Below are 23,355 nucleotides of genomic sequence, written 5' to 3'. Positions count from 1 at the left end.
CAACACCTCGATGACGCCCGACAGCTGACGGCCGTCCTACGGCTCTGCCCATCTCCCCGCGATCAACCGGTAGACGCGGTCCGGCCCAAGAAAGTCCCGGGAGCATCCTTCTCATGACCGACGCGTTCACGACGAAGGCCACCTACGGCCAGGTCTTCGCGGTCACCCAGTTCCGTGCCGTATTCGCAGGCCGGCTGCTCGGCGTCATGTCGGACACGCTGCGGTCCGTCGCGCTGGCGGTGCTGGTGTTCAGCCGGACCAACTCGCCGTTGTTGACGGCGATGGCGATGACGATCGGCTTCCTCCCCCAGGCCGCAGGCGGCCTGTTCCTTGCCGCGATGGCGGACCGGTTCTCGCCGCGGACCCTCATCACCGCGGGCTACGCCCTCCAGTGCACGGTCGGGCTGCTGCTCGCGTTCGGGCACCTCCCGGTCGCGGCCGGCCTGCTCCTCGTCGCGGCCGTGGCCTGCCTGACACCGGTCACCACCGGGGCCGCGGGCCGAGTCCTGGCGGAGGTCCTCACCGGCGACACCTACGTGCTCGGGCGTTCGCTGTCCTACCTCGTCGCGGTTTCGGCGCAGATGGTGGGCATGGCCTCCGGTGGGGCGCTGGTCGCGTGGCTGGGCGTGGATCGGACGATGCTGGTCACCGCGGGGGCGCACCTGCTCGCGTCGGTGATCAGCCGCCTGTTCCTGTCACCCACCGAGGTGGTCCGCGCGGGCGGGTCGGCCGTGGCGGGCGGGTCGATCGTGCGTAAGACCCTGCAGGGTAACGCCGCACTCGTCGCCGCCCCCGGGGTCCTCCGGCTGATCATGGTCCAGTGCCTGCCCGCCGCGTACTTGGCCGCAGCAGGAAGCCTGCTCATCCCGTACTCCGCACAGCGTGCGTTCAGCCCGACGGAGACCGGCACCCTCCTGGCAGCCACGTCGGTCGGAATGCTCATCGGTGACGTCGTAGTCGGGCGGGCGTTCCCGCCCGCCACCCGGGAACGACTCGTCCTGCCACTGCTGTTGGTGATGGGCACGCCCCCGATCGCGCTCGTCCTGGACCTTCCGCATCCGGCGATCGCCGCGGTGTACACGATCACCGGCATGGGATCCGCCTACTTGCTCGGCCTGCAGCGGCGCTTCCTGGAGGCGGTCCCGTCCGACCTCCAGGGACAGGGTTTCGCCCTGCTCAACACCACCACCATGACCATCCAGGGGATCGGCCCCCTGGTCTTCGGCGTGTTCGCGGAATTCCTCCCGGTCGGCCTCGCGATCGCCCTGACCGGGTTGAGCAGCGTGACCACCACACTCCTCCTGCGCGACGCGATCCGCCCGCGCACGTCCGGCTGAGGCTGTCGTGACGCCCGAGCCCACGGCCTACCGCCCGTCCGTGGGGGCCGAGTTGCCTGCGGTGGTGCCGGCTTCGCCTACCAGGCCGACCCCGCTCAGGCGGTCGGGGGCGCCTCCAGCCGGCGGCGTGCGTCGGGGTCGGCGGTGTGGGCGGCGAGGACGGCGGCGAGGGCGGGTGGCTCGTACGGCGACGAGCCGGCCGAGGTCGCGGTGGAAGCCGGTGTGGGTGACCTCGCTACGGAGCCCTTGTCGAGCCGGACCTCTCCTTCTGCTCCGGCAGGAACGCGGAGAGTGCGGCTCCGGCGGCCAGCCAGCCGGCGGCGAGCAGCCAGCCGGCGAGGACGTCCAGCGGCCAGTGCACGCCGAGGTAGATGCGGCTCAGGCCGATCACGCCCGCGAACAGCACGGCGCCGGCGGCAGCCGTGCGGGCGGCGGAGGGCCGCGCGCGGGCGACGGCGAGGGCGAGCAGGCCGGCGCTGAGGGCGGACGTGAAGGCGTGCCCGGAGGGAAAGGCGAAGCCGGAGGCGGTGAACGCCCAGTCCGTCTCGGGTGGCCGGGGCCGGCCGAAGGCGTGCATCAGGCCCTGGCGCAGCAGTTGTCCCAGCGCCAGCCACACGACGGGCAGGAGCAGCGCCCGTGCCACCGTCCACCGGGACCTCGGTGATCCGGCGCTCCGGGCGGTGACGACGCCTGCGGCCAGGGCGAGGAGGTAGGGAACCACGCCGGTGCCGAGGGAGGTGACGACCATGGCCACGGCTCGGGCGAGCGGCGGCCGATGCGCGGCACTCCAGTCGATGGCGGCCCGCTCGAAGGCGAACGGCGCCCAGTCGTTGGCGGCGACCACGGCCGCGATCACCGCGAAGGCCGAACAGGTACCGGCGAGCACGGCCGGCCACCGTCGCGTCATACGGTCAGCCACCAGCTCAGTCCTCCTGCCCGCGCCCTGGCCACCGGAGCGCGGCCTCGCGCGGACAGGGTACGGCACGTACGCCCGGTTTCACCTCGGCCACAGCGACCGGAGCGGATCCGGTCGGGGCCGGTCGGCCCGGCTGGTGGGAGGCCCGGTGCGGACCGCGACCACCCGCACCGGGGACCGACGCCGGGCGCGGCACGGGCCCTGGAAACCGCCGACTCCGGCCGGGACCCGTCCCGGTCGAACGGCGAACGGGACCGGGTCGCCGGTGACCCGGGCGCGGCGCTCGTCCGACCCCGCCGCGCCCGTTCGTACCCCACGGGCCGGCGTCAGGCCGGGTCGGTGGTGGAGATGGCCAGCAGTCTGGTCACCGAGCCGTCGTCCCCGACGACGTCGCGCAGGTGGCGGAAGCCCAGCCGCCGGCCCATCGCCAGGCTCGGGGTGTTCTCCGCGCCGACCATGCCGTAGACCTCCTTGAGCCCCAACTCGTCGCGGGCGTAGCGGATCAGGCCGCGGACCGCCTCGCGGCCCAGGCCGCGGCCCCAGAACTCGGGGGCCAGCGCGGTGACCAGCTCATGGCCGTCGACGTTCCCCGCGCGCTTGACCTCGGCGTGGCCCGCGTACGTCCCGTCCAGCCACAGGCCCCAGACGTCGAAGAGGTTCTGGGGGTAGACGTCGCTCAGGATCGCGCGGAACAGCGCGCGAATGTCCGGCTCGGGCACGAGGTCCTGTCCCATCCAGCGGCACACGTCCGCTTTGCGGAGCAGGGAGACGAAGGCGTCCTCGTCCTCGGTCCGGTAGGGGATGAACTCCAGGTGCTCGGTGCGCAGCGGAGGGGTCATGGCGCTCTCCTCGGGGTCGTGGTGGTTCGGTGGTGCGGTGGCCGGACGGGGCCGGTCGGCGCGGACGCGACCGGCTGCCCTCCCTGCGGCCGGTCAGGCTCCGGCGTTCTCCATGCGCTCGCGCAGGCTCTTCGGGCGCATGTCGGTCCACACCTCGTCGACGTAGGCGGTGCACTCGGCCTCGGTGCCCTCGGTGCCGACGGGCTGCCAGCCGGCCGGTACCTCCAGGTCGGCGGGCCAGAGGGAGTACTGCTCCTCGTCGTTGCGCAGCACCTGGTAGCGGGTGTTCTCGTCCATGTCGGTCTCCTTCGTCATCGTCGGTTGGTGGTGGCGCAGTCGGCGCGGGCAGGTGGTGTCGTCACCGTCCTTCCCTGGCGTGCCGGGCGATCTGCCGCAGGGCCGCGGCGAACTCCTCGGCCGCCCGGCGGACGGCCTCGGTGCCGTGGACGGCGGGCCGGTGGTGCCAGGTGAAGGCGAGGCGTCCCTGCTGGGCCGCGCCGACCACCTCCAGCGGGTGGGAGCCGCCGTCCCGGGGGTCGTGGTCCTGGCCGAAGGAGCCGAGTTCGGCGCGTATGAGGCCGTCGCCGGCGGTCTCGGGCCGGGCGTCCCACTGGCCGAGGTAGTTGAAGACCACCTGGCCGTGCGCGCCTGCGGCGAGGCGCTCGCGGACCTCCGGCGGGCCGAAGGTGCGCAGTGCGCCGAAGCCCAGACCGTTGCCGGGCACCGCGCGCAACTGGCGGCGGACAGACTTCACCAGGGCGCGCCAGTCACGGTCCGGGCCGAGGTCCGCGGGGTCGGGGACGTGGAAGCTGACGGGGTGGACGGTGGTGAACCAGCCGACCGTACGGGACAGGTCGACGCCCTCCAACAGGTCCTCCCGGCCGTGCCCCTCCAGGTCCAGGCCGATCCGCTCCTGGCCGCTCCAGCGGGCCAGGGCGAGGGCCAGGGCGGCCAGCAGCACGTCGTTGGCCCGGGTGCGGTAGGCGGCGGGGGCGGCGCGCAGCAGCGCCTCGGTGTCCGCCTCGTCGAGTTCGACGGTGACCGCCGCGGTCGCGGTGTCGCCGGGCCGGGACGGGCTGCCGGGCAGGGCCACCCGGGCGCACACCGCCTCCTCCCAGTACGGGAGTTCGTGGTCCAGGCCGCCCTCGGCGACATGGCCGGCGAGCCGGTGCGCCCAGTCCCGGAAGGAGGTGCCGCGCTCCCCCAGGCTGATGGCCCCGCCCCGGACGGCCTGCCGGTGGGCGCTCTCCAGGTCGTCGCGCAGCACCCGCCAGGAGACGGCGTCGACGACCAGGTGGTGGGCGACCAGGAGCAGCAGCGCCGGGTGGTCCGGGTGACCGGTGAACAGGGCGGCGCGCAGCAGCGGGCCGCGGGCCAGGTCGAAGCCCGCGTGCAGTTCGTCGGCGGTCTTGGCCATGGCCGCGTCGGCGGCCTCGGCGCCCTGCCCGGTCAGGTCATGGCGGACCAGGAGGTCCTCGGCGGGGGCGGGCGGCGGGTTGAACTGGTGCCAGCCGGTTTCGTCGTGGGTGAAGCGCATCCGCAGGGCGTCGTGGTGTTCGAGCAGGGCGTCGAGTGCGGCGCGCAGCGCCTCCGGGTCGGGGTCGGCGCCGAGTTCGAGCAGGGTGGACTGGTTGAAGTGGTGGTGGGCGACGCGCGGGGCGGTCAGGAACCACTCCTGGATGGGGGTGAGCGGAACGTCCCCGGTCACCGGGCCGTCGTCCGCGCGCTCGGTGGCGGTGCGCACGACGGTGGCCAGTTCGGCCACGGTCTGGTGGCTGAACAGGTCCCGGGTGGCCAGGTGCAGTCCGTCGCGGCGCAGCCGGGACACAACCTGCATGCTGAGGATGGAGTCGCCGCCGAGCAGGAAGAAGTTGTCGTCGGCGCCGACCTCGTCGAGGCCGAGGACGTCGGCCCAGATCCGGGCGATCCGGCGTTCGAGGCCGGTCTCCGGTGCCCGGCCCGGGCCGGGGGTGGCCTGGGCGGGCCCGGGGTCGGGCAGGGCCCGCCGGTTGAGCTTGCCGTTGGGGGTGAGCGGTAGCGTCTCCAGCGGGACGAAGGCCGAGGGGACCAGGTGCGGTGGCAGCAACTCGGCCAGGTGGAGCCGCAGGTCGAGGGCGGGTGCCCCCTCGGCGGCGTCGGCCGGGACGACGTACCCGACGAGCCGGCCGCCGCCGGGTCCGTCGGCGCGGACGGTGACGACGGCGTCGCGCACCAGGGGGCTGCGGCGCAGCGCGCTCTCGATCTCCCCGGGTTCGATCCGGAAGCCGCGCAGCTTGATCTGCTCGTCGGCGCGGCCGGCGAACCGGAGCTGGCCGTCGGCGTCGCGGCGGGCGAGGTCTCCGGTGCGGTACATCCTCTCGCCGGGGGTGCCGTACGGGTCCGGGAGGAAGCGCTGGGCGGTGAGGCCCGGGCGGCCGAGGTAGCCGCGGGCGAGGCCGGGGCCGGCCAGGTAGAGCTCCCCGGTGACGCCGGGCGGCACCGGCCGCAGGGCGGTGTCCAGGACGTACGCGCGGGTGGCGCCGCTGGGGCGGCCGATCGCGGGGCGGCCGGTGCCGGGGGCGAGCGGGCCGGTCCAGGTGGCGACCACGGTGGCCTCGGTGGGGCCGTAGGAGTTGATCATCCGTCGGCCGGGGGCCCAGGTGTCGACCAGGTCGGCCGGGCAGGCCTCGGCGCCGACCACCAGGGTGCGCAGGTCGGACAGGGCCGCGGCGCTCTCCGGTTCCACGGTGGCCAGGGCCGCCGGGGGGATCAGGGTGTGGCTGATCCGACGTGCGGCCAGCACCTCGGCGAGCCGTTCGCCGACCAGCGGCCCCTGCTCCCCGGTGACCAGGGCGGCCCCGGAGAGCAGGGAGATGCACAGTTCCAGCACGGAGGCGTCGAAGCTGGGCGAGGCGAACTGGAGCACCCGGTCGCCGGGGCCGACGGCGTACTGCTCGGCGGCGGCCGCCGCGAAGACGGCGAGTCCGGCGTGGGTCACCAGGACGCCCTTGGGGGTGCCGGTGGAGCCGGAGGTGTAGATGGCGTAGGCGGGGTGGGCGGAGGTGAGGGCGGTGCCCCGGTCGGCGTCGGTGGGCGGGGTGTCGGGGCCTTCGGCGGCCCAGACCTGGGCCGGGTCGTCGAGGACCAGGTGAGCGGCAGCGTCGCGGACCATGAACTCGCGCCGGGGCGCCGGGTAGTCGGGGTCGACCGGGAGGAAGGCGCCGCCGGCCTTGGCGACGGCGAGCTGGGCGACCACCATGGCCGCCGAGCGGGGCAGGGCGAGGGCAACCAGCCGCTCGGGGCCGACGCCGCGTCCGATGAGGTGGTGGGCGAGCCTGTTGGCGGCCCGGTCCAGTTCGGCGTAGCTGAGTTCGCGCTCGCCGTCGAGCAGGGCGGGGGCGTCGGGGGTGGCGGCGGCCCAGCGTTCGAACAGCTCGGGCAGGGTCGCCTCGGGCACCGGGCGGAAGGTGCCGCCCGCTTCGGCGGGGGGCGTGTCCGGGTCGGCCAGCGGCAGCGCGCCCACGGCGCGGGACGGGTCCTGGGCGACGGCGGTCAGCAGGGTGGCGAGCTGGCCGGCCATCCGCTCGACGGTGGCCGTCTCGAACAGGTCGGTGCTGTACGTGAACAGGCCGTGCAGCGCGCCGCTCCCGGTCTCGACGAACTCCAGCACCAGCTCGAAGGCCGTCCGTACGGCGTCGGACTCGATGCCGGTCACGTCGAGGCCCGGCAGGTCGAGTTCGGCGGAGGGCGCGTTCTGGAGCACGACGTGGACCTGGAAGAGCGGGCTGCGGCTGGTGTCGCGCACCGGCTGGACCTCGTCGACCACCTTCTCGAAGGGCACGTCCTGGTGGGCGAAGGCGTCGAGGACGGTCTGCCGCACCTCGCCGAGGAGGGCGTCGAAGGACTGGCCGGGTTCCACCCGGGAGCGCAGCACCAGGGTGTTGACGAAGAATCCGACCAGCTGCTGGATCTCGGGCCGGTGCCGGCCGGAGGTGATGGTGCCGACGGTGATGTCGGTGTCCCCGCAGAGCCGGGCCAGGTAGGCCTGGGCCGCGGCGACCAGGGTGGTGAACAGCGTGGCGCCGCGCTCCCGGCCGACCTCGGCCAGCCGGCGGGCGGTGTCGGCGGGCAGCTCCAGCCGGACGGTGGCGGCGTTGGCGGCGTTGGCGGTGCGCACCGCGGACCGGGGCCGGTCGGTGGGCAGCAGCGGCGGCACCACGCCGGTCAGCTGGCGCTTCCAGTAGGCGAGCTGTTCCCCGGCGGGTGCCCCTGCGGTGCGCTGCCAGTGGGCGTAGTCGGCGTACTGCACCGGAAGTGGCGCCAACTCGGCTTCCGCGGAACCGAGTTCGGTACGGTAGAGATGGGCCAGGTCGGCGAGCAGCACACCGGTGGACCAGCCGTCGGTGACCATGTGGTGCAGGGTCAGCGCCAACACGTGGTCGCGGTCGTCCAGCCGGGCCAGGGTGGCGCGCAGCAGCGGTCCGCGGCGCAGGTCGAAGGAACGGGTGCGGTCGGCGGCGAGCATTTCACGCAGGGCCTGCGGCCGTTCGTCGGCGGGCCGGTCGCGGAGGTCGTGCAGTGGCAGCGGTACGACGTGCGGCGGGTGGACCAGTTGGACGCCGTGGCCGTCGACGCTGTCGAAGGTGGTGCGCAACGATTCGTGCCGGGCCGTCAGGGCGTCGAGGGCCGCCCCGAGGGCGCCGGGGTCGAGGGTGCCGCGAAGCCGCAGCGCGAGCGCGACGTTCTCGGCGACGCCGGGCGTGAACTCCTCCAGGAACCAGAGGCGTTGCTGGGCGTAGGACATCGGGGCGGCGCCCTCCCGGGGCACCGGGACCACCGGCGGGCGGGCCGGGGCGCCGGGCGCCTCGGTGAGCAGCCGGGCCAGGCCGGCCGGGGTCGGGTGGTCGAAGACCGCGCGGGGGCCGAGGTCGGCGCCGAAGGCCTCGGCCAGCCGGGCGGCGAGCCGGATGCTGAGGATGGAGTCGCCGCCGAGCTCGAAGAAGTCCTCGTCGGTGCCGGGTGGGCGGATGCCGAGGACGTCGGCGAAGACCTCGGCGGTGCGGCGTTCGGCGGCGGTGCGCGGTTCGACCCGCACACGGCGCTCGCCGCTGGGCTCCTCCGGTGCCGGGAGGGCAGACCGGTCGACCTTGCCGTTGCGGCTCAGCGGGAGGGCGGCGAGCGGGACGAAGGCGGCCGGGACGAGGTAGTCGGGCAGCGTGCGGGCGGCGAAGGCCCGCAACTCCCCGGGGTCGACGGCGCCGACCGAGTAGGCGACCAGTCGGCGGGCGCCGGGCCAGTCCTCGCGGACGACCACCGCGACGTCGGTGACCCGCGGGTGAGCAGCGAGTGCGGACTCCACCTCGGCGGGCTCGACCCGGAAGCCGCGGATCTTCACCTGGTCGTCCGCGCGGCCCAGGAACTCGACGGTGCCGTCGGCACGGCGCCGGACGAGGTCCCCGGTGCGGTACATCCGGGCACCGGACGGGCCGGAGGGGTCGGCGAGGAAGCGGGCGGCGGTCGCGCCGGGGCGGCCGAGGTAGCCGCGGGCCACACCCTCGCCGGCCAGGAACAGCTCGCCCGCGCAGCCCGGCGGGACGGGCCGCAGCCGGCCGTCCAGGACGTGCACCCGCCGGTCGTCCAGCGGGTGGCCGACGGGAACGGTGTCGGGCACGGCCGCGGCGTCCGGGAGGGCGTGGGCGGTGGTGAAGGTGGTGGTCTCGGTCGGTCCGTAGCCGTCGACCACGGTCAGCCCGGGGCAGGCGGCCAGGACGCGGCGCACGGCGGCGGCGGGCACCACGTCGCCGCCGGTCCACAGGGTCCGCAGGCCCGCGAAGCAGTCCGGCGCGTCCTGGGCGATCAGCCGGAAGAGCCCGGCCGTGAGCCAGAGCGCCGTCGGTCCGTCCGGTCCGGCGAGGCGGCGCAGCAGCGTCGCGTCCACCGGGCCGTCGGGGGCGACGAGGACGCAGCCGCCGTTCAGCAGCGGTGCCCAGACCTCGAAGGTGGCGGCGTCGAAGGCGACCGGGGAGTGCAGCAGGACCCGGGCGCAGCTGCCGTCGCCGAAGCGGCTGTCGGTGGCGAGCGAGGCCACGTCGCGGTGCCGGACGGCGACGGCCTTGGGCTCGCCGGTGGAGCCGGAGGTGTACATCACGTACGCCAGCCGGTCGGGGTCAGCGGGCGGCAGGGCCGGGGCGGGCGCACCGGTCCGGGCGGCGGCGACGTGTTCGGCGGTGAGCGGCGTGCCCGCGCCGGCCCGGTCGAGCAGGGTGCGGCGCCGTTCCTCAGGGGCGCGCGAGTCGACGGGCAGGTAGGCGCCTCCCGCCTTGAGGACGGCCAGCTGGGCGACGATGAGTTCGGTGCCACGGTCCATCGCCAGCGGCACCCGGTCCTCGGGGGCCAGGCCGTCGGCGAGCAGCCGGGCGGCCAGCCGGTCGGACCAGTCGTCGAGCCCGCGGTAGCTCAGCTCGCCGTCGCCGTCGCGCACGGCGGGGGCCTCGGGGGTGCGGGCGGCCTGCTCGGCGAAGACGTCCAGCGGGCTGCGCGGCACCGGCGGGCGGGCGGTGGTGTGCCAGGAGGCCAGCAGCTCGCGGTCGGCCGGGGTGAGCGGGTCCAGCGCGGCAAGGTCGCCGTCCAGGCCGTCGGCGAGGGCGGTCAGCAGCAGGGCCAGGCGGTCGGCGGCGTCCCGGACCGTACGGTGGTCGAAGAGTGCGGGGTCGTACGCCAGGTCGAAGGCGAGCTGCCCGCTGAGGTGGGCGCGCAGGCACCAGGGGAAGGTGGTGGCGTCGTCGGCGTGCACCTCGACCACCCGAACGCCGGTGCGGTCCGCGGCGGACTCGTCGACGGGATAGTTCTCGAACACCACCATGCTGTCGAACAGGGGCTCGCCGGCGGGCAGTTCGCTCAGGCCCTGGATCCGGGGCAGCGCCAGGTGGTCGTGGCGGCGGCCCTCGCTCTGCCGGTCCTGGAGGTCGCGCAGCCAGGGCAGCACTCCGCCGGCGGGCAGCTGGACCCGGGCCGGCACGGTGTTGATGAACAGGCCGATCATCGTCTCGACGCCGGGCAGTTCGGCCGGCCGCCCGGACACGGTGGTGCCGAAGACCACGTCCTCGGTGCCGCCGTAGCGGGCCAGCAGTAGCGCCCAGGCGCCCTCGACCAGGGTGTTGACGGTCAGTCCGGCGGCGGCAGCGTTCTCCCGCAGCCGGGCGGAGAGCGCTTCGTCCAGGACGCGGTGGACGGCGGCGGAGGAGCGGGCCCGGTGGGCGCCGGCGGGCCGGCGGTCGTAGGGCAGCGCGGTCCGTCCGGTGAACCCGGACAGGGCGCCGCTCCAGTGGTCCTCGGCGGCCTGCTCGTCCTGTTCGCGCAGCCAGGCCAGGAAGTCCGCGAACGGGCGCCGGACCGGGCGGGGCGCCTGCGGTCCGCCGGTCAGCGCGGCGTACTCCTCGCACACCTCGGTGAGCAGTTGCCCGGTGCTCCAGCCGTCCAGGATCACGTGGTGGGTGGACCAGAGCAGCAGCACCTCCTGGCCGGGCAGCGCGGCCAGGACCAGCCGGGTGAGCGGCGCGGCGCCCAGGTCCATCCCGGCGGCCCGCTCCTCGGCGAGCAGCCGCTCGGTCTCGGCGGCGCGCTGTTCGGGTGTCAGTGCGCGCCAGTCCAGCTGCCGGACGGGCAGCGCGGCACGGCGGGAGACCAGCTGGACGGGGTGCGGAAGGCCGCGCCAGTGCACGGCGGTGCGCAGCGCCGGCGTGCGATCGGCGACCTGCTGCCAGGCCTCGGCGAAGGCCGTCGGATCGGCGACGCCGGCCAGCCGCACGGCGATCCGGTCCACGTAGGCGCCGTCCTCGCCGACCAGGCCGTGGAAGAGCATGCCGGACTGCAGGGGGGTCAGCGGCAGCACGTCCTCGGCCTCGCGACCGTCGCCGACCAGGCGGTCCAGCTGCGCCTGGTCGAGGCCGGCCAGCGGGAAGTCGGACGGGGTGCGGCCGCCGGCGCCGGGGCTCGTGCAGTGCTCGGCCAGCTCGCGCAGCGCCTGGAGGGTCTGCTCGGCAAGGGTGCGGACGGTGGCCTCGTCGTAGCGGGCCGCGGGGTAGGTCCAGCCCAGTTCGAGCCGGCCCTCCTGAACCGCCCCGATGACGTCGAGCAGGTAGGGGCGGGGCTCGTCGGCGTCGGTGTCCCGCCCGGCCGGGGGCAGCGAGCCGCGCAGCAGTCCGTCGGCACCGCCCCGGGCGTCCCACTGGCCGTGGTAGTTGAAGCCGACCTGTGGCGCGGCCGCGCCGGCCGGCAGCGCGGACGGACGCAGGTGGCGCAGCGCTCCGTGGCTGAGCCCGCGCAGCGGGACGGCGCGCAGCTGCTCCTTGACCGAGCGCAGGGTGTCGTGCCAGTCGGCCTGCGGGTCGACGCGCAGGGCGAGCGGGAACTCGGCGGTGAACCAGCCGACCGTCCGGGAGAGGTCCTGGTCCGCGAACAGGTCCTCGCGGCCGTGGCCCTCCACCCCGATCAGCACGGTGTCGCGGCCGCACCAGCGGGCCAGGGTACGGCCCAGGGCGCTGAGCAGGACGTCGTTGACCTGGGTCCGGTAGACGGCCGGCGCCTGGCGCAGCAGCGCCTCGGTGGTCCGCTCGTCCAGCGTCACGGTGACGGTGGCGGCGGTGCCGTGGGTGTTGGGGCCGGGCCGCCCGGCGGGCAGTTCGGCCGGGGCCTCACCGGCGCGGGTCCAGTACGCGGTGTCGCCGTCGAGAGCGCCGGAGCGGGAGTGCCGCTCCAGCCGGGTGGCCCACCGGGCGTAGGAGGTTCCCGTCTCCGGCAGCTGGACGGGTGCGCCGGTCCGGGCCGTACGGTAGGCCGCTTCGAGGTCGGGCAGCAGGATGCGCCAGGAGACGCCGTCCACGGCCAGGTGGTGGACGGTCAGGACGAGTTGGCCGGGCTGCTGTTCGCCGCCTTCGAAGAACAGGGCGCGCAGCATCCGGCCCTCGACCGGGTCGAGGGAGCGCTGGGCCTCGTCGGCGGCGCGCTGCACCTCCGCCTCGACCGTGGTCGGGTGGTGGGTGAAGACGCCCTCCGGCGCGTGTTCCAGGACCTCCTGGCGCCAGCCGGACCCTCCGTGGCGAAAGCGGGTGCGCAGCGCCGGATGGTGCTCCGCCAGGGCGAGCACCGCGGTCCGCAGGGCGGCCGGGTCAGTGCCGGGGGCCAGTGCCAGCCGCTGGGTCATGGTGAAGCGCAGCGCCTCGCCGGGCCGGCGGCCGTCGAGGTACCAGTGCTGGATCGGAGTGAGCGGGGCCTCGGTGGGCTCGGCCTCCTCGCCGGGAGCCGAGGGGTCGGCCGGTTCCCCGGCGCACAGGGCGAGTTCGGCGACGTTCTGGTAGCGGAAGACGTCCTTGGTGGTGAGGGCGAGTCCGGCGGCGCGGGCGCGGGAGACGATCTGGATGCTGAGGATGGAGTCGCCGCCGAGCGCGAAGAAGTTGTCCCGGGCGCCGACCCGTTCCACGCCCAGCACCTCGGCCCAGATCGCGGCGAGCAGTTCCTCGGTGCCGGGGCGCGGGGCGACGTAGGGGGTGGTGCGGTCCGGCTGGGCGGGCGGGGCGGGCAGGGCGCGTCGGTCGGTCTTGCCGCTGGTGGTGCGCGGGATGCGGGCCAGCGGGACGAACGCGGTGGGCACCAGGTGGTCGGGCAGGCTGCGCCGCAGCCAGGCCCGCAGCTCCTCGGCGGGCGGCACCCGGCCGCCGGCCGGCACCGGATAGCCGACCAGCAGCGTCCGGCCGCCCTGTTCGAGGGCGGCGACCGCGCAGTCCGCGAGGTCCGGGTGGGTCAGCAGCGCGGCCTCCACCTCGCCGGGCTCGATCCGGAAGCCGCGGATCTTGACCTGGTCGTCGGCGCGGCCGAGGAACTCCAGCTGTCCTCCCCCAGCGCCCCCAGCCTGGCGGCTGGGAGGTGCCCCCACCGGCCGGGGGGACCCCCATGCGGTCCAGCGGGCCAGGTCGCCGGTGCGGTACATCCGGGTGCCGGGCGGACCGTACGGGTCGGCGAGGAAGCGTTCGGCGGTCGGTCCGGGCCGGTTGAGGTAGCCGCGGGCGACCTGCTCCCCGGCCAGGTACAGCTCCCCCGGCATGCCGGGCGGCACCGGGCGCAGCGTGCCGTCGAGCACGTAGGCGCTGAGGTTGCGGCCCGGCCGGCCGATGACCGGGCGCTCGGGGTGGTCCGCGCAGCGGGCGTAGGCGGCGTCGACGGTGCACTCGGTGGGCCCGTACAGGTTGTAGGTGCTGATGCCGTACTGGGCCTGGGCCGCGCGCAGGACCCGCCAGGTGGCGGCGGGGATCGCCTCGCCGCCGAGCTGCAGCAGCCGGGGGTGGTGGGGGGCGGGGCCGAGCAGTCCGGCGGCGGTGAGTTCGCGCAGGAGGGAGGGGGTGACGTTGACGACGTCGAGCCGCTGGTCGACGATCCGGTCGCGGAAGGCCTGCGGGTCCAGCCGGACGTCCTCGTCGATCAGGTGGAGTTCCTGGCCGGACACCAGCAGCAGCGGGCCCTCCCAGCTGGTGTCGAAGGAAAGGGAGGCGCTGAGGGCGACCTTCAGCCGGCGGCCGTCGGCGGTGTGCGGGGCAAGCATCCCCTCCCGGTGGTCGCGGCAGAGGTTGACCAGCTGGCGGTGCTCGACGACGACGCCCTTGGGGCGGCCGGTGGAGCCGGAGGTGTGGATCACGTACGCGGCGTTCCCCGGCAGCAGCGGGGCGGTCCGTTCGGCGTCGGTGAGGTCGTGGCCGGGCAGGGCCTCCCAGTGCACCTCGCGCAGGGTGTGCGCGGTGACGACCGTGCGCGGCCGGGTGTCGTCGAGCAGCAGGGCGGCCCGCTGCTCGGGCAGGTCCGGGTCGACGAACTGGAGGACGGCGCCGGCCTTGAGCACCCCGAACATCGCCACCAGCAGGTCGGAGGTGCGCGGCAGCCGGACGGCGACCACCTGCTCGGGTCCGGCGCCGAGTGCCGCCAGGTGGCGGGCGAGCCGGTTGGCCCGGGCGTTGAGCGCGGCGTAGTCCAGGGTGGTGTCGCGGGCGACCACCGCGGTGGCGTCCGGGGTGCGGGCGGCCTGCTCCTCGAACAGGGCGGTGAAGGTGGTGGCAGGCCCGGGCAGCGCCTCGCCCCGCCCCTGGCGCAGCACCTGCCGCCGCTCCTCCCCGGTCATCAGCGGGAGCGCCCCGACGGGCGTCCGCGGGTCGTCGGCGACGGCCGCGAGCAGGATGGTCAGCCGGTCGGCGAGCTGCCGGACGGTCCGGGCGTCGAACAGCCCGGTGCTGTACTCCAGGTAGCCGGTCAGGCCTCCGTCGTGCTCGGCGAAGTCGAAGGAGAGGTCGAAGGTGGCGTTGCGCACCGGCGGGGTGATCGGCTCCACCGTCAGACCGGGCAGCCGGGGCGCCTCGGCGCCGAGGTTGTGCAGTGCCACCATGGCCTGGAACAGCGGGGTGCGGCTGGTGTCGCGCTCCGGCTGGAGGGCGTCCACCAGCCGTTCGAAGGGCACCTCCTGGTGGGCCAGGGCGTCCAGCACGGTGCGCTGCGCGGTGGCCAGCAGCTCGTGGAAGGACAGCTCCGGGCGGATGTCGCCGCGCAGCACCAGGGTGTTGACGAACATGCCGACCACGTCGTGGAGTTCGCCCTGCTCGCGGCCGGAGGTAACGGTGCCGACGGCGATGTCCGTCTGCCCGGACCAGCGGGCCAGCAGCACCTGGCACGCGGCCAGCAGGACGGTGTAGAGGGTGCCGTCGGCCTCCCGGCCGCGCTCGCGCAGCCGGGCGGTCAGCTCGGCGGGCAGCGTGAAGGTGACCAGCGCGCCCTCCCGGGTCCGCACCGCCGGGCGCGGCCGGTCGGTGGGCAGCTCCAGCGGTGCCAGGCCGTCCAGGGACCGGCGCCAGTGGTCGAGGTCGGCCTCGGCGGCGGCGGTGCGGGTGCGCTGCCAGGCCGCGTAGTCGGTGTACCGGACCGGCAGCTCGGGCAGCTGCGGGCGGCGGCCTTCGAGCGCGGCCGCGTACAGTTCGCCGAGGTCGCGGCCCAGCACGCCCATCGACCAGCCGTCGGTGGCGATGTGGTGCACGGCGAGGACCAGGACGTGCTCGTCGGTGGCCGTACGGGCCAGGCGGGCCCGCAGCACGGGGCCGGCTTCGAGGTCGAAGGGGGTGGCGGCGATCCGCTCCAGCAGGGCGTCCAGCTCCGCCGGTTGCAGGTCCTCGCAGGGCAGGTCGACGGGGTGCGGCGGGCGTACCACCTGCCGGGCCCGGCCGTCCCGTTCGGCGTAGCCGGTCCGCAGCGCCTCGTGCCGCTCGACCAGGGCGTCCAGCGCGCCGCCCAGCGCGGCCCGGTCGAGGGCTCCACGCAGGCGCAGCACGGACAGCGAGGTGTACTCGGTGCTGCCGGGCTCGAAGCGGTCGAGGAACCAGAGCCGCTGCTGGGCGTAGGAGAGCGGTGCTTCGGCGTCCGGGTCGGCGGCCGGGATGACGGTCCGTGAGGTGTCCGGGCCCGGCGATCCGAGTGCCTCGGCCAGATCGGCGAGCACGGGGTGGGTGAACAGCAGCCGGGGCGAGAGGTCCGCGGAGCCGAAGGCCGCGCGCAGCCGGGCGGTGACCCGCACCGCGAGGATGGAGTCCCCGCCGAGGGCGAAGAAGTCGTCCTCGGCGCCGATCTCGCCGGTGTCCAGGACCTCTGTCCACGCCTCGGCGACCAGCCGCTCGGCGGGGGTGCGGGGCGCGGTGCGCTCGGGGCCGGCGGCGAAGCCGTCCGGGCCAGGCACCGGCAGGGCGCGCCGGTCGAGCTTGCCGTTGGGGGTGAGCGGCAGGGCGGCCAGCGGGACGTAGGCGGCGGGCACCAGGTAGGCGGGCAGCAGCCGTTCCAGGTGGGCGCGCAGCTCGGCGGCGCTCGGGGGCTGCGCCGGGCCCTCGCCGACGACGTGGGCCACCAGTCGGCGGGTGCCGGCGGCGTCCTGGTAGACACCGACGGTGGCCAGGCGCACGCCCGGGTGGGTCTGGAGGGCGGCCTCGATCTCGCCGGGTTCGATCCGGTAGCCGCGGATCTTGACCTGCTGGTCGGCGCGACCCAGGTAGCGCAGGGTGCCGTCGGCCTGCCGCCGGGCCCGGTCGCCGGTGCGGTACATCCGGGTGCCCGGGGCGCCGAACGGGTCGGCGAGGAAACGGGTGGCGGTCAGGCCGGGCCGGTTGAGGTAGCCGCGGGCCAGGCCCTCCCCTGCCACGTACAGTTCGCCGACCGCGCCCGCGGGCACCGGGGCCAGGTCGCCGTCGAGCACGTACAGCCGCAGGTCGGCGATGCCGGTGCCGATCGGGCCGGGGCCGCCGGCGGTGGCCGTCGCGCGGTCCAGGCCGGTGTGGGTGACGTGCACGGTGGTCTCGGTGATGCCGTACATGTTCACCAGGCGCGGCGCGTCCTCGGGGTGGCGCTCGTACCAGTCGGCGAGCCGGGTGACGTCCAGCGCCTCGCCGCCGAAGACCACCGTGCGCAGCGCCAGCCGGCCGGAGACGTCCGGGTGTTCGGCGTCGGCGCGGGCCAGCGGGTGGAACGCGGACGGGGTCTGGTTGAGGACGGTGACCCGCTCGTCGGCGAGCAGCCGCAGGAAGTCCTCCGGGGAGCGGGCGGTGGACTCGGGCACCACCACGAGCCGGCCGCCGTGCAGCAGCGGGCCCCACAGCTCCCAGACCGAGAAGTCGAAGGTGTAGGAGTGGAAGAGCGTCCAGACGTCCTCGGCGCCGAAGCCGACCAGCTCCCGGGTCTGCTCGAACAGCCGCACCACGTTGGCGTGCGGCACCACCACGCCCTTGGGGCGGCCGGTGGAGCCGGAGGTGAAGATGGCGTAGGCGGGGCTGTCGGGCAGCGGGCGGTGGCCGGGGCCGAGCGGGCCGGCCGGGCGCCGGGCCAGGTCGGCACGCACCTGCGGGTCGGTCAGGGCGAGGACGGGGACGTCGACGCCGCTCGGCTCCTCGACGGTCACCAGGGCCACCGGGGCGGCGTCGCGCAGCAGTTCGGCCCGGCGTTCGGCGGGCAGGCCCGGGTCGAGCGGCAGGTAGGCGGCGCCGGTCTTGAGGACGGCGAGGACGGCCACCACCAGGTCCGCCGTCCTGGGCAGCGCGAGGGCGACGTACCGTTCGGGGGCGGCGCCGAGCTCGGCCAGCCGGTGGGCGAGCCGGTCGGCGCGGGCGTCCAGCTCGGCGTAGTGGAGGTGCTCGTCACCACAGGTGACGGCCTCGGCCCGCGGGGTGTGGGCGGCCTGCGCCTCGAAGAGTTCGACCAGGGTGCGCTCGGGCCGGCCCTGCGCGGTGCCGTTCCAGTCGACCAGCAGCCGGTGCCGCTCCTCGGCGGTGGTCCAGGGCAGCGCGCGCAGTGGGCGCTCCAGCCCGGCGGCCAGCCCGGTGAGCAGCAGGCAGAGCCGCTCGGCGAGGCCGCGCACGGTCGCGGCGTCGAACAATTCGGGGTCGTAGGCGAGGTCGAAGCCGACCTGCCCGCCCTGGTACCCGCGCAGCACCAGCGGGAAGTTGGTGGCGTCCCGGGAGGCGACCTCCACCAGGCGCACCCCGGTCCCGGCGGCGCGGGCGTCGTCGAAGGGATAGTTCTCGAAGGCGACGATGCTGTCGAACAGTGCGCTGCCGGACGGGACGTCGCTGAAGCCGGTGAGCTCGGCGAGCGAGACCGCGGCGTGCCGACGGGCCTCGGCCTGGGCCTCCTGGAGTTCCCGCAGCCAGTCGGCGGCGGTGCGGGCGCCGTCCACCCGGACCCTGGTGGGCAGGGTGTTGATGAACATGCCGATCATCGACTCGACGCCGGGCAGCTCCTCGGGCCGGCCGGACACGGTGGTGCCGAACAGCACGTCCGGCTCGCCGCTGTAGCGGGACAGCAGCAGCGCCCAGGCGCCCTGCACCACGGTGCCGAGGGTCAGCCCGGACTGCCGTGCGGTGCGGGCGAGTTGCTCGGAGGCCTGCTCGGACAGGGCGGCGCTGTGGGTGCCGGCCGAGCGGGCCCTGTGGGCCTCCCGCCGGACCCGGTCGGCGGGCAGCGGGGTCGCGGTGGCGAAGCCGTCCAGGACCTCCCGCCAGTGGGTACGGGCGGCCTCGGTGTCCTGCTCGGCGAGCCAGCGCACGTAGTCGGCGAAGGGCCGGCGCACCGCCGGGGTCGGCGCGCCGCCGGTGGTGAGCGCCGCGTACTCCGCGAACACGTCGGTGAGCACCTGGGCGAGGCTCCAGCCGTCCAGGATCAGGTGGTGGGAGGTCCACAGCAGCTGGAGCCGGGCCTCGGGCAGCCGGACCAGGGTGAGCCGGGTGAGCGGGGCGGTGGCGATGTCCAGGCCGAGGGCGAGGTCCTCCGCGCGCAGCCGGGCCAGCCGTTCGGCGCGCTCGGCCGGGTCTGCGGCCCGCAGGTCGAGGTGGGTCACCGGCAGTCGGACGCCCCTGCGCACCACCTGGAGCGGGGCGGGGACGCCCTCCCAGACCACCGAGGTGCGCAGCGCGGGCGTACGGTCGGCGACCCGCTGCCAGGCCAGCGCGAGGGCGTGCGGGTCGGCGACGCCCTCCAGCAGCAGGGCGGCCTGGTCCACGTAGACGTCGTCGGGGCCGCCGACCAGCCGGTGGAAGAGCATGCCCTCCTGGAGCGGGGTGAGCGGCAGCAGGTCCGCCACGTCCCGGCCATCGCCGACGAGCCGCTCCAGCGCGGCCTGGTCGAGGCCGGCCAGCGGGAAGTCCGAGGGGGTGCGGCCGCCGGCGCCGGGGCCTGCGCAGTGTTCGACGATGCCGGTCAGCGCGGCGGTGGTGGCCCGGGCGAGGGCCCGGACGGTCTCCTCCCGGTGGACCTGCGCGCTGTAGTGCCAGGTGAGTTCCAGTTCGCCGTCGGCGACCACGGCGGAGACGTCGAGCAGGTGGTCCAGCGGCTCGTCCGGGGGGAGGTCCCGGCCGGGGGCCTGGCCGGCGGGGGCGAAGTCGCCGCCCTCGGGGGCGGTCCACTGCCCGTGGTAGTTGAAGCAGACCTGCGGCAGCGGGACGTCCCGCAACGCGTCGGCGCCGGGGGCGGAGGAGCCGAGCCGGGCGAGGGCCTCGTAGCCGAGGCCGCGGCGGGGTACGGCGCGCAGCCGCTCCTTGACCTGCTTGAGGGTGGTGGCCCAGTCCGGGGCGTCGGCCGGGCCGGCCGGGGTGAGGGTGACGGGGTACTGGGTGGTGAACCAGCCGACGGTGCGGGAGAGGTCGAGGCCGTCGAACAGCTCCTCGCGACCGTGGCCCTCCAGGGCGACGGTGACCCGTCCGGTGCCGGTCCGGTCGGCGAGGGCCCGGCCCAGCGCGCTGAGCAGCACGTCGTTGACCTGGGTCCGGTAGACCTCGGGGACCTTGCGCAGCAGCGCCTCGGTGGTGGCGCGGTCGAGCCGGGTGCGCAGGGTGCGCACCGAGCCGGCCGTGGGGGTGCCGGGCAGGTCGACGGGCAGCGGCTCGGCGGGGGTGGCGGTCTCGGCGGTCCAGTAGGGCAGGTCCTGGTCCAGGCCGCCGGCCCGGACGAGTCCGGCGAGCCGGTGGGCCCAGTCGGTGAACGCGGTGGGCTCGGGAGCCGGGTCGGGGGTGCCGCCCGCGGCCGCCTGCCGGTAGGCCTCGTGCAGGTCGGCGAGCAGCACCCGCCAGGAGACGCTGTCCACGGCGAGGTGGTGGGCGGTCAGGAACAGCTGGGGCCGGGACTCCCCGGCAGGGCGGAACAGGACGGCGCGCAGCAGGGCGCCGGCGGCCGGGTCCAGCTCGGCACGGGCGGCCTCGGCGGCCCGGAGCCGGGAGGCTTCCGGGTCGCTGCCGGAAGCGGGCGGGTCGAGCCGGGTGAGCAGTCCTCCGGCGTCCGCGACCGGCTCCTGGCGCCAGTCGGCCCCGGTGCGGGTGAATCGGGTGCGCAGTGCCGGGTGGGCGGCCACCACGGCGGTCAGCGCCCGTTCCAGGGCGGGTTCGTCGAGCCCGTACGGCAGGTCGAGCAGCATCGACATGGTGAAGTGGCGCAGTGGGCCGTGGGCGGCGAAGAACCACTCCTGGACGGGGGTGATCGGGGCGGGCCCGGCCGGGTGGCGCGGGGCGGGGACGGCCGGGGCCTCGACGGTGCGGGCCGCGGCGGCCAGGTCGGCGACGGTCTGGTGGCGGAAGACGTCCTGGGAGCCGATCCGCAGCCCGGCGGCGCGGGCCCGCGAGACGGCCTGGATGCTCAGGATCGAGTCGCCGCCGAGTTCGAAGAAGTTGTCGGTGACCCCGACCCTCGGCACGCCCAGCACCTCGGCCCAGATGGCGGCGAGGGCCTCCTCCTCGGGGGTGCGCGGGGCGACGAACTCCCCGTCCCGGCCGTCGGCTTCGGGGGCGGGCAGGGCTCTGCGGTCCAGCTTGCCGCTGGTGGTGAGCGGCAGGGCGTCGAGCACGGTGAAGGAGGACGGCACCAGGTGGTCGGGCAGCACCCGGCGCAGCGCCGCGCGCAGGTCGGCGGCGGGGCGGGCGGCGCCGTCGGCGAAGACCAGGTAGGCGGCCAGCCGGGTGTGGCCGTGGACGTCGGGTACCGCGAGGACGGCGGCCGCGGCGACCTCCGGCAGGTCGAGCAGGGCCGCCTCGATCTCGCCGGGTTCGATCCGGTGGCCGCGCACCTTGACCTGGTCGTCGGCGCGGCCGACGTACTCCAGGCGCCCGTCGGCGGTCCAGCGGGCCAGGTCGCCGGTGCGGTACATCCGGGTGCCGGGCGGGCCGTACGGGTCGGCGGTGAAGCGGGCGGCGGTCAGGCCGGAGCGGCCGGCGTAACCTCGGGCCACCTGCTCGCCGGCCAGGTGGAGTTCGCCGCTCACCCCGGGCGGCACCGGCTGGAGCCGGCCGTCCAGGACGTAGGCGCGGACGTTGGGCAGCGGGCGGCCCACCAACGGGCGGTCCCCGCCGTCGATCCGGCAGGCGAGCGCGTCGACGGTGCACTCGGTGGGGCCGTAGTAGTTGTAGGCGGCCACCTCGGGGCGTACGGCGAGCTCGCGCCAGAGCCGGGGCCCGACCGCCTCACCGCCGAGCATCAGCACCCGGGGGCGGTGGCGGGGGTCGTCGAGCAGTCCGGCGGGCAGCAGTTGGCGCAGGTAGGAGGGGGTCAGGTCGAGGAAGTCGATCCGGTGGTGCACGACGTACTCGACCAGGGCGGCCGGGTCCATCCGGGTCGTCTCGTCGACCAGGTGCAGCGGGTGGCCGTCGGCCAGCAGCAGCAGGCCCTCCAGCGAGGTGTCGAAGGAGAAGGAGGCGGTCAGCGCGACCCGCAGCGGCCCGCCGCCGGCGTCGGCGACGAAGCCCGCCCGGTGGGCGGCGAGCAGGTGGGCCAGGGAGCGGTGCGGGACGGCGACGCCCTTGGGGCGGCCGGTGGAGCCGGAGGTGTAGAGCACGTAGGCGGTGGTCGAGAGGTCCGCCGGGGCGAGCGGGCCGGCGTCCCCGGGGGCGGTGTCCGGCAGGGCGCGCAGCGTCTCCTCGTCCAGCAGCAGGGCCGGGCGGGCGTCCTCCAGCAGGTAGCGGATGCGGTCCTCGGGCAGCGCCGGGTCCAGCGGCAGGTAGCCGGCGCCGGCCTTCCAGACGGCGAGGACGGCCACCACCAGGTCGGCGGTGCGCGGCAGCCGCAGCGCGACCAGCCGCTCGGGGCCGGCGCCGCGGGCGACCAGGTGGCGGGCGAGCCGGTCGGCGCGGGCGTCGAGGGTCGCGTAGTCGAGCCGCTCCTCCCCGGCGACCAGGGCCAGGGCGTGCGGGGTCCGGGCGGCCCGGCGGCGGAACAGTTCGGGGTGGCTGACGGCTTCGACGGGCAGCGCGGTGGCGTTCCAGTCCCGGGTGACCTGTGCGGTCTCCCGTGCGGAGAGCAGCGGCAGGGTGGCGAGCGGGCGGTCCGGTTCGGCGGCGGCGCCCTCCAGCAGCCGCAGCAGCTGGTCGGCCATCCGGCGGGCGGTGGGCGCGTCGAAGAGGTCGGCGCGGTACTCCAGCACGCCGGTGAGCGCCTCGCCGTCGGGGACGAACTCCACGCTGAGGTCGAAGGTGGCGGCCTGCCGGGGCACGGTGACCGGGGCGGTGGTGAGTCCGTGCGGGTCGCCGGCCGCGGGCGGGGCCGGGTGCAGCAGGACCAGCACGTCGAACAGCGGGTTGCGGCCGGCCTCGCGGGGCGCGCCGACCGCCTCGACGAGCCGCTCGAAGGGCGTGTCGCCGTGCGCGAGGGCGTCGTTGCCGGTCTCGGTGGCGGCCGCGAGCAGCTCGCGGAAGGAGACGCCGGGCTCCACCCGGGTGCGCAGGACCACCGTGTTGACGAAGCAGCCGACGGCCCGTTCCAGCTCGGTGCGGGAGCGCCCGGCCATCAGCGAGCCGACGGTGACGTCCTCCTGGCCGGACCAACGGGCCAGCAGCGCCTGGGTGCCGGCCACCAGCGCGTTGTTGAGGGTGCCCTGCCGTTCGGCCGCGAGCTCGCGCAGCCGGGCGGTGAGCGGTGCGGGGACGGTGAAGGTGTGCAGGGCGCCGGGGCCGGACTCCTCGCCGCGGCGCGGGTGGTCCAGCGGCAGCTCGGGCGGCACCGCGCCGGACAGCTTCTCCCGCCAGTGGGCGAGTTGCCGCTCCAGCCGGGCGCCGGAGAGCTGCTCGCGCTGCCAGAGGGCGAAGTCCGGGTACTGGGCCGTGACCTCGGGCAGCTCGGGCTCGGCGCCGCGGGCCAGGGCGTCGTAGGCGGTGCACAGCTCGTCCAGCACGACGCCCATCGACCAGCCGTCGGTGACGATGTGGTGGGCGGTCAGCTGCAGGACGTGCGCGTGCTGCGACTCGGCCACCAGCAGGGCGCGCAGCAGCGGCCCCTGCGCGAGGTCGAAGGGCCGGGAGTACTCCCCGAGCAGGATCGCGTCGAGGCTCTCGCCGTCGGCCTGCTCGCGGACCGGCAGCTCCACCGGCCCGGTCGGCCGTACGGTCTGCACCGGCCGCCCGTCGCTCTCGGCGAAGGTGGTGCGCAGCGCCTCGTGGCGCGCCACCACGGTGCTCAGCGCCGCGGCGAGCGCCGCGCGGTCCAGCGGTCCGGTGAACCGCAGGGCGACGGCGCTGTTGTAGCGCGGGTCACCGGGCCGCAGCCGGTCCAGGAACCAGAGCCGCTGCTGGACGAAGGAGGGCGGCAGCGGGCGGCTGCGGTCGGCGCGCGGGATGGCCCGTTCGGCGGCGGCTCGGGCGCCGTCGGCCCGGCCGGCCAGCCGCTGCCGCAGCGCCTCGCGCAGGTCGGCGGGCAGGGCCGCGGCGCGGTCCCGCTTCGAAGGCGTCGAAGGCGTCATGGTCGG

Annotated in this window: 5 protein-coding genes; 1 reads left to right on the top strand and 4 read right to left on the bottom strand. The window is 75.8% G+C overall.

Translation table 11 applies throughout. From position 1 onward, the window contains the following. Positions 1-113 precede the first annotated feature (113 nt). Positions 114-1,337 carry an MFS transporter gene (locus AB0O11_RS10520; RefSeq protein WP_363383934.1) on the top strand — a complete coding sequence of 408 codons (1,224 nt, stop codon included), beginning with the start codon at positions 114-116 and terminating at the stop codon, positions 1,335-1,337. 235 nt (positions 1,338-1,572) lie between these two features. Here AB0O11_RS10520 and AB0O11_RS10515 read toward each other — a convergent pair whose 3' ends face one another. The 4 genes from AB0O11_RS10515 to AB0O11_RS10500 form a co-directional block, all read right to left on the bottom strand. Further along, a complete protein-coding gene (locus AB0O11_RS10515) occupies positions 1,573-2,256 on the bottom strand; it encodes a phosphatase PAP2 family protein (protein ID WP_363383932.1) in 684 nt (227 codons plus the stop codon). Positions 2,257-2,579: 323 nt separating this feature from the next. Continuing rightward, positions 2,580-3,092 (bottom strand): GNAT family N-acetyltransferase, encoded by a 513-nt coding sequence (locus AB0O11_RS10510; RefSeq protein WP_363383930.1) that lies wholly within the window; start codon positions 3,090-3,092, stop codon positions 2,580-2,582. A 93-nt stretch (positions 3,093-3,185) separates the two neighbouring features. Continuing rightward, positions 3,186-3,389, bottom strand: coding sequence for an MbtH family NRPS accessory protein (locus AB0O11_RS10505; RefSeq protein WP_363384014.1), 204 nt, complete (start codon positions 3,387-3,389; stop codon positions 3,186-3,188). A 61-nt stretch (positions 3,390-3,450) separates the two neighbouring features. Then, positions 3,451-23,349, bottom strand: a complete 19,899-nt coding sequence (locus AB0O11_RS10500) for a non-ribosomal peptide synthase/polyketide synthase (protein WP_363383928.1) — start codon at positions 23,347-23,349, stop codon at positions 3,451-3,453. Between the last annotated feature and the right edge of the window lie 6 nt (positions 23,350-23,355).

This window comes from Kitasatospora sp. NPDC093102 (assembly GCF_040683915.1).
Taxonomy (GTDB): Bacteria; Actinomycetota; Actinomycetes; order Streptomycetales; family Streptomycetaceae; genus Kitasatospora.
This window is presented reverse-complemented; position numbering and strand designations above follow the sequence as displayed.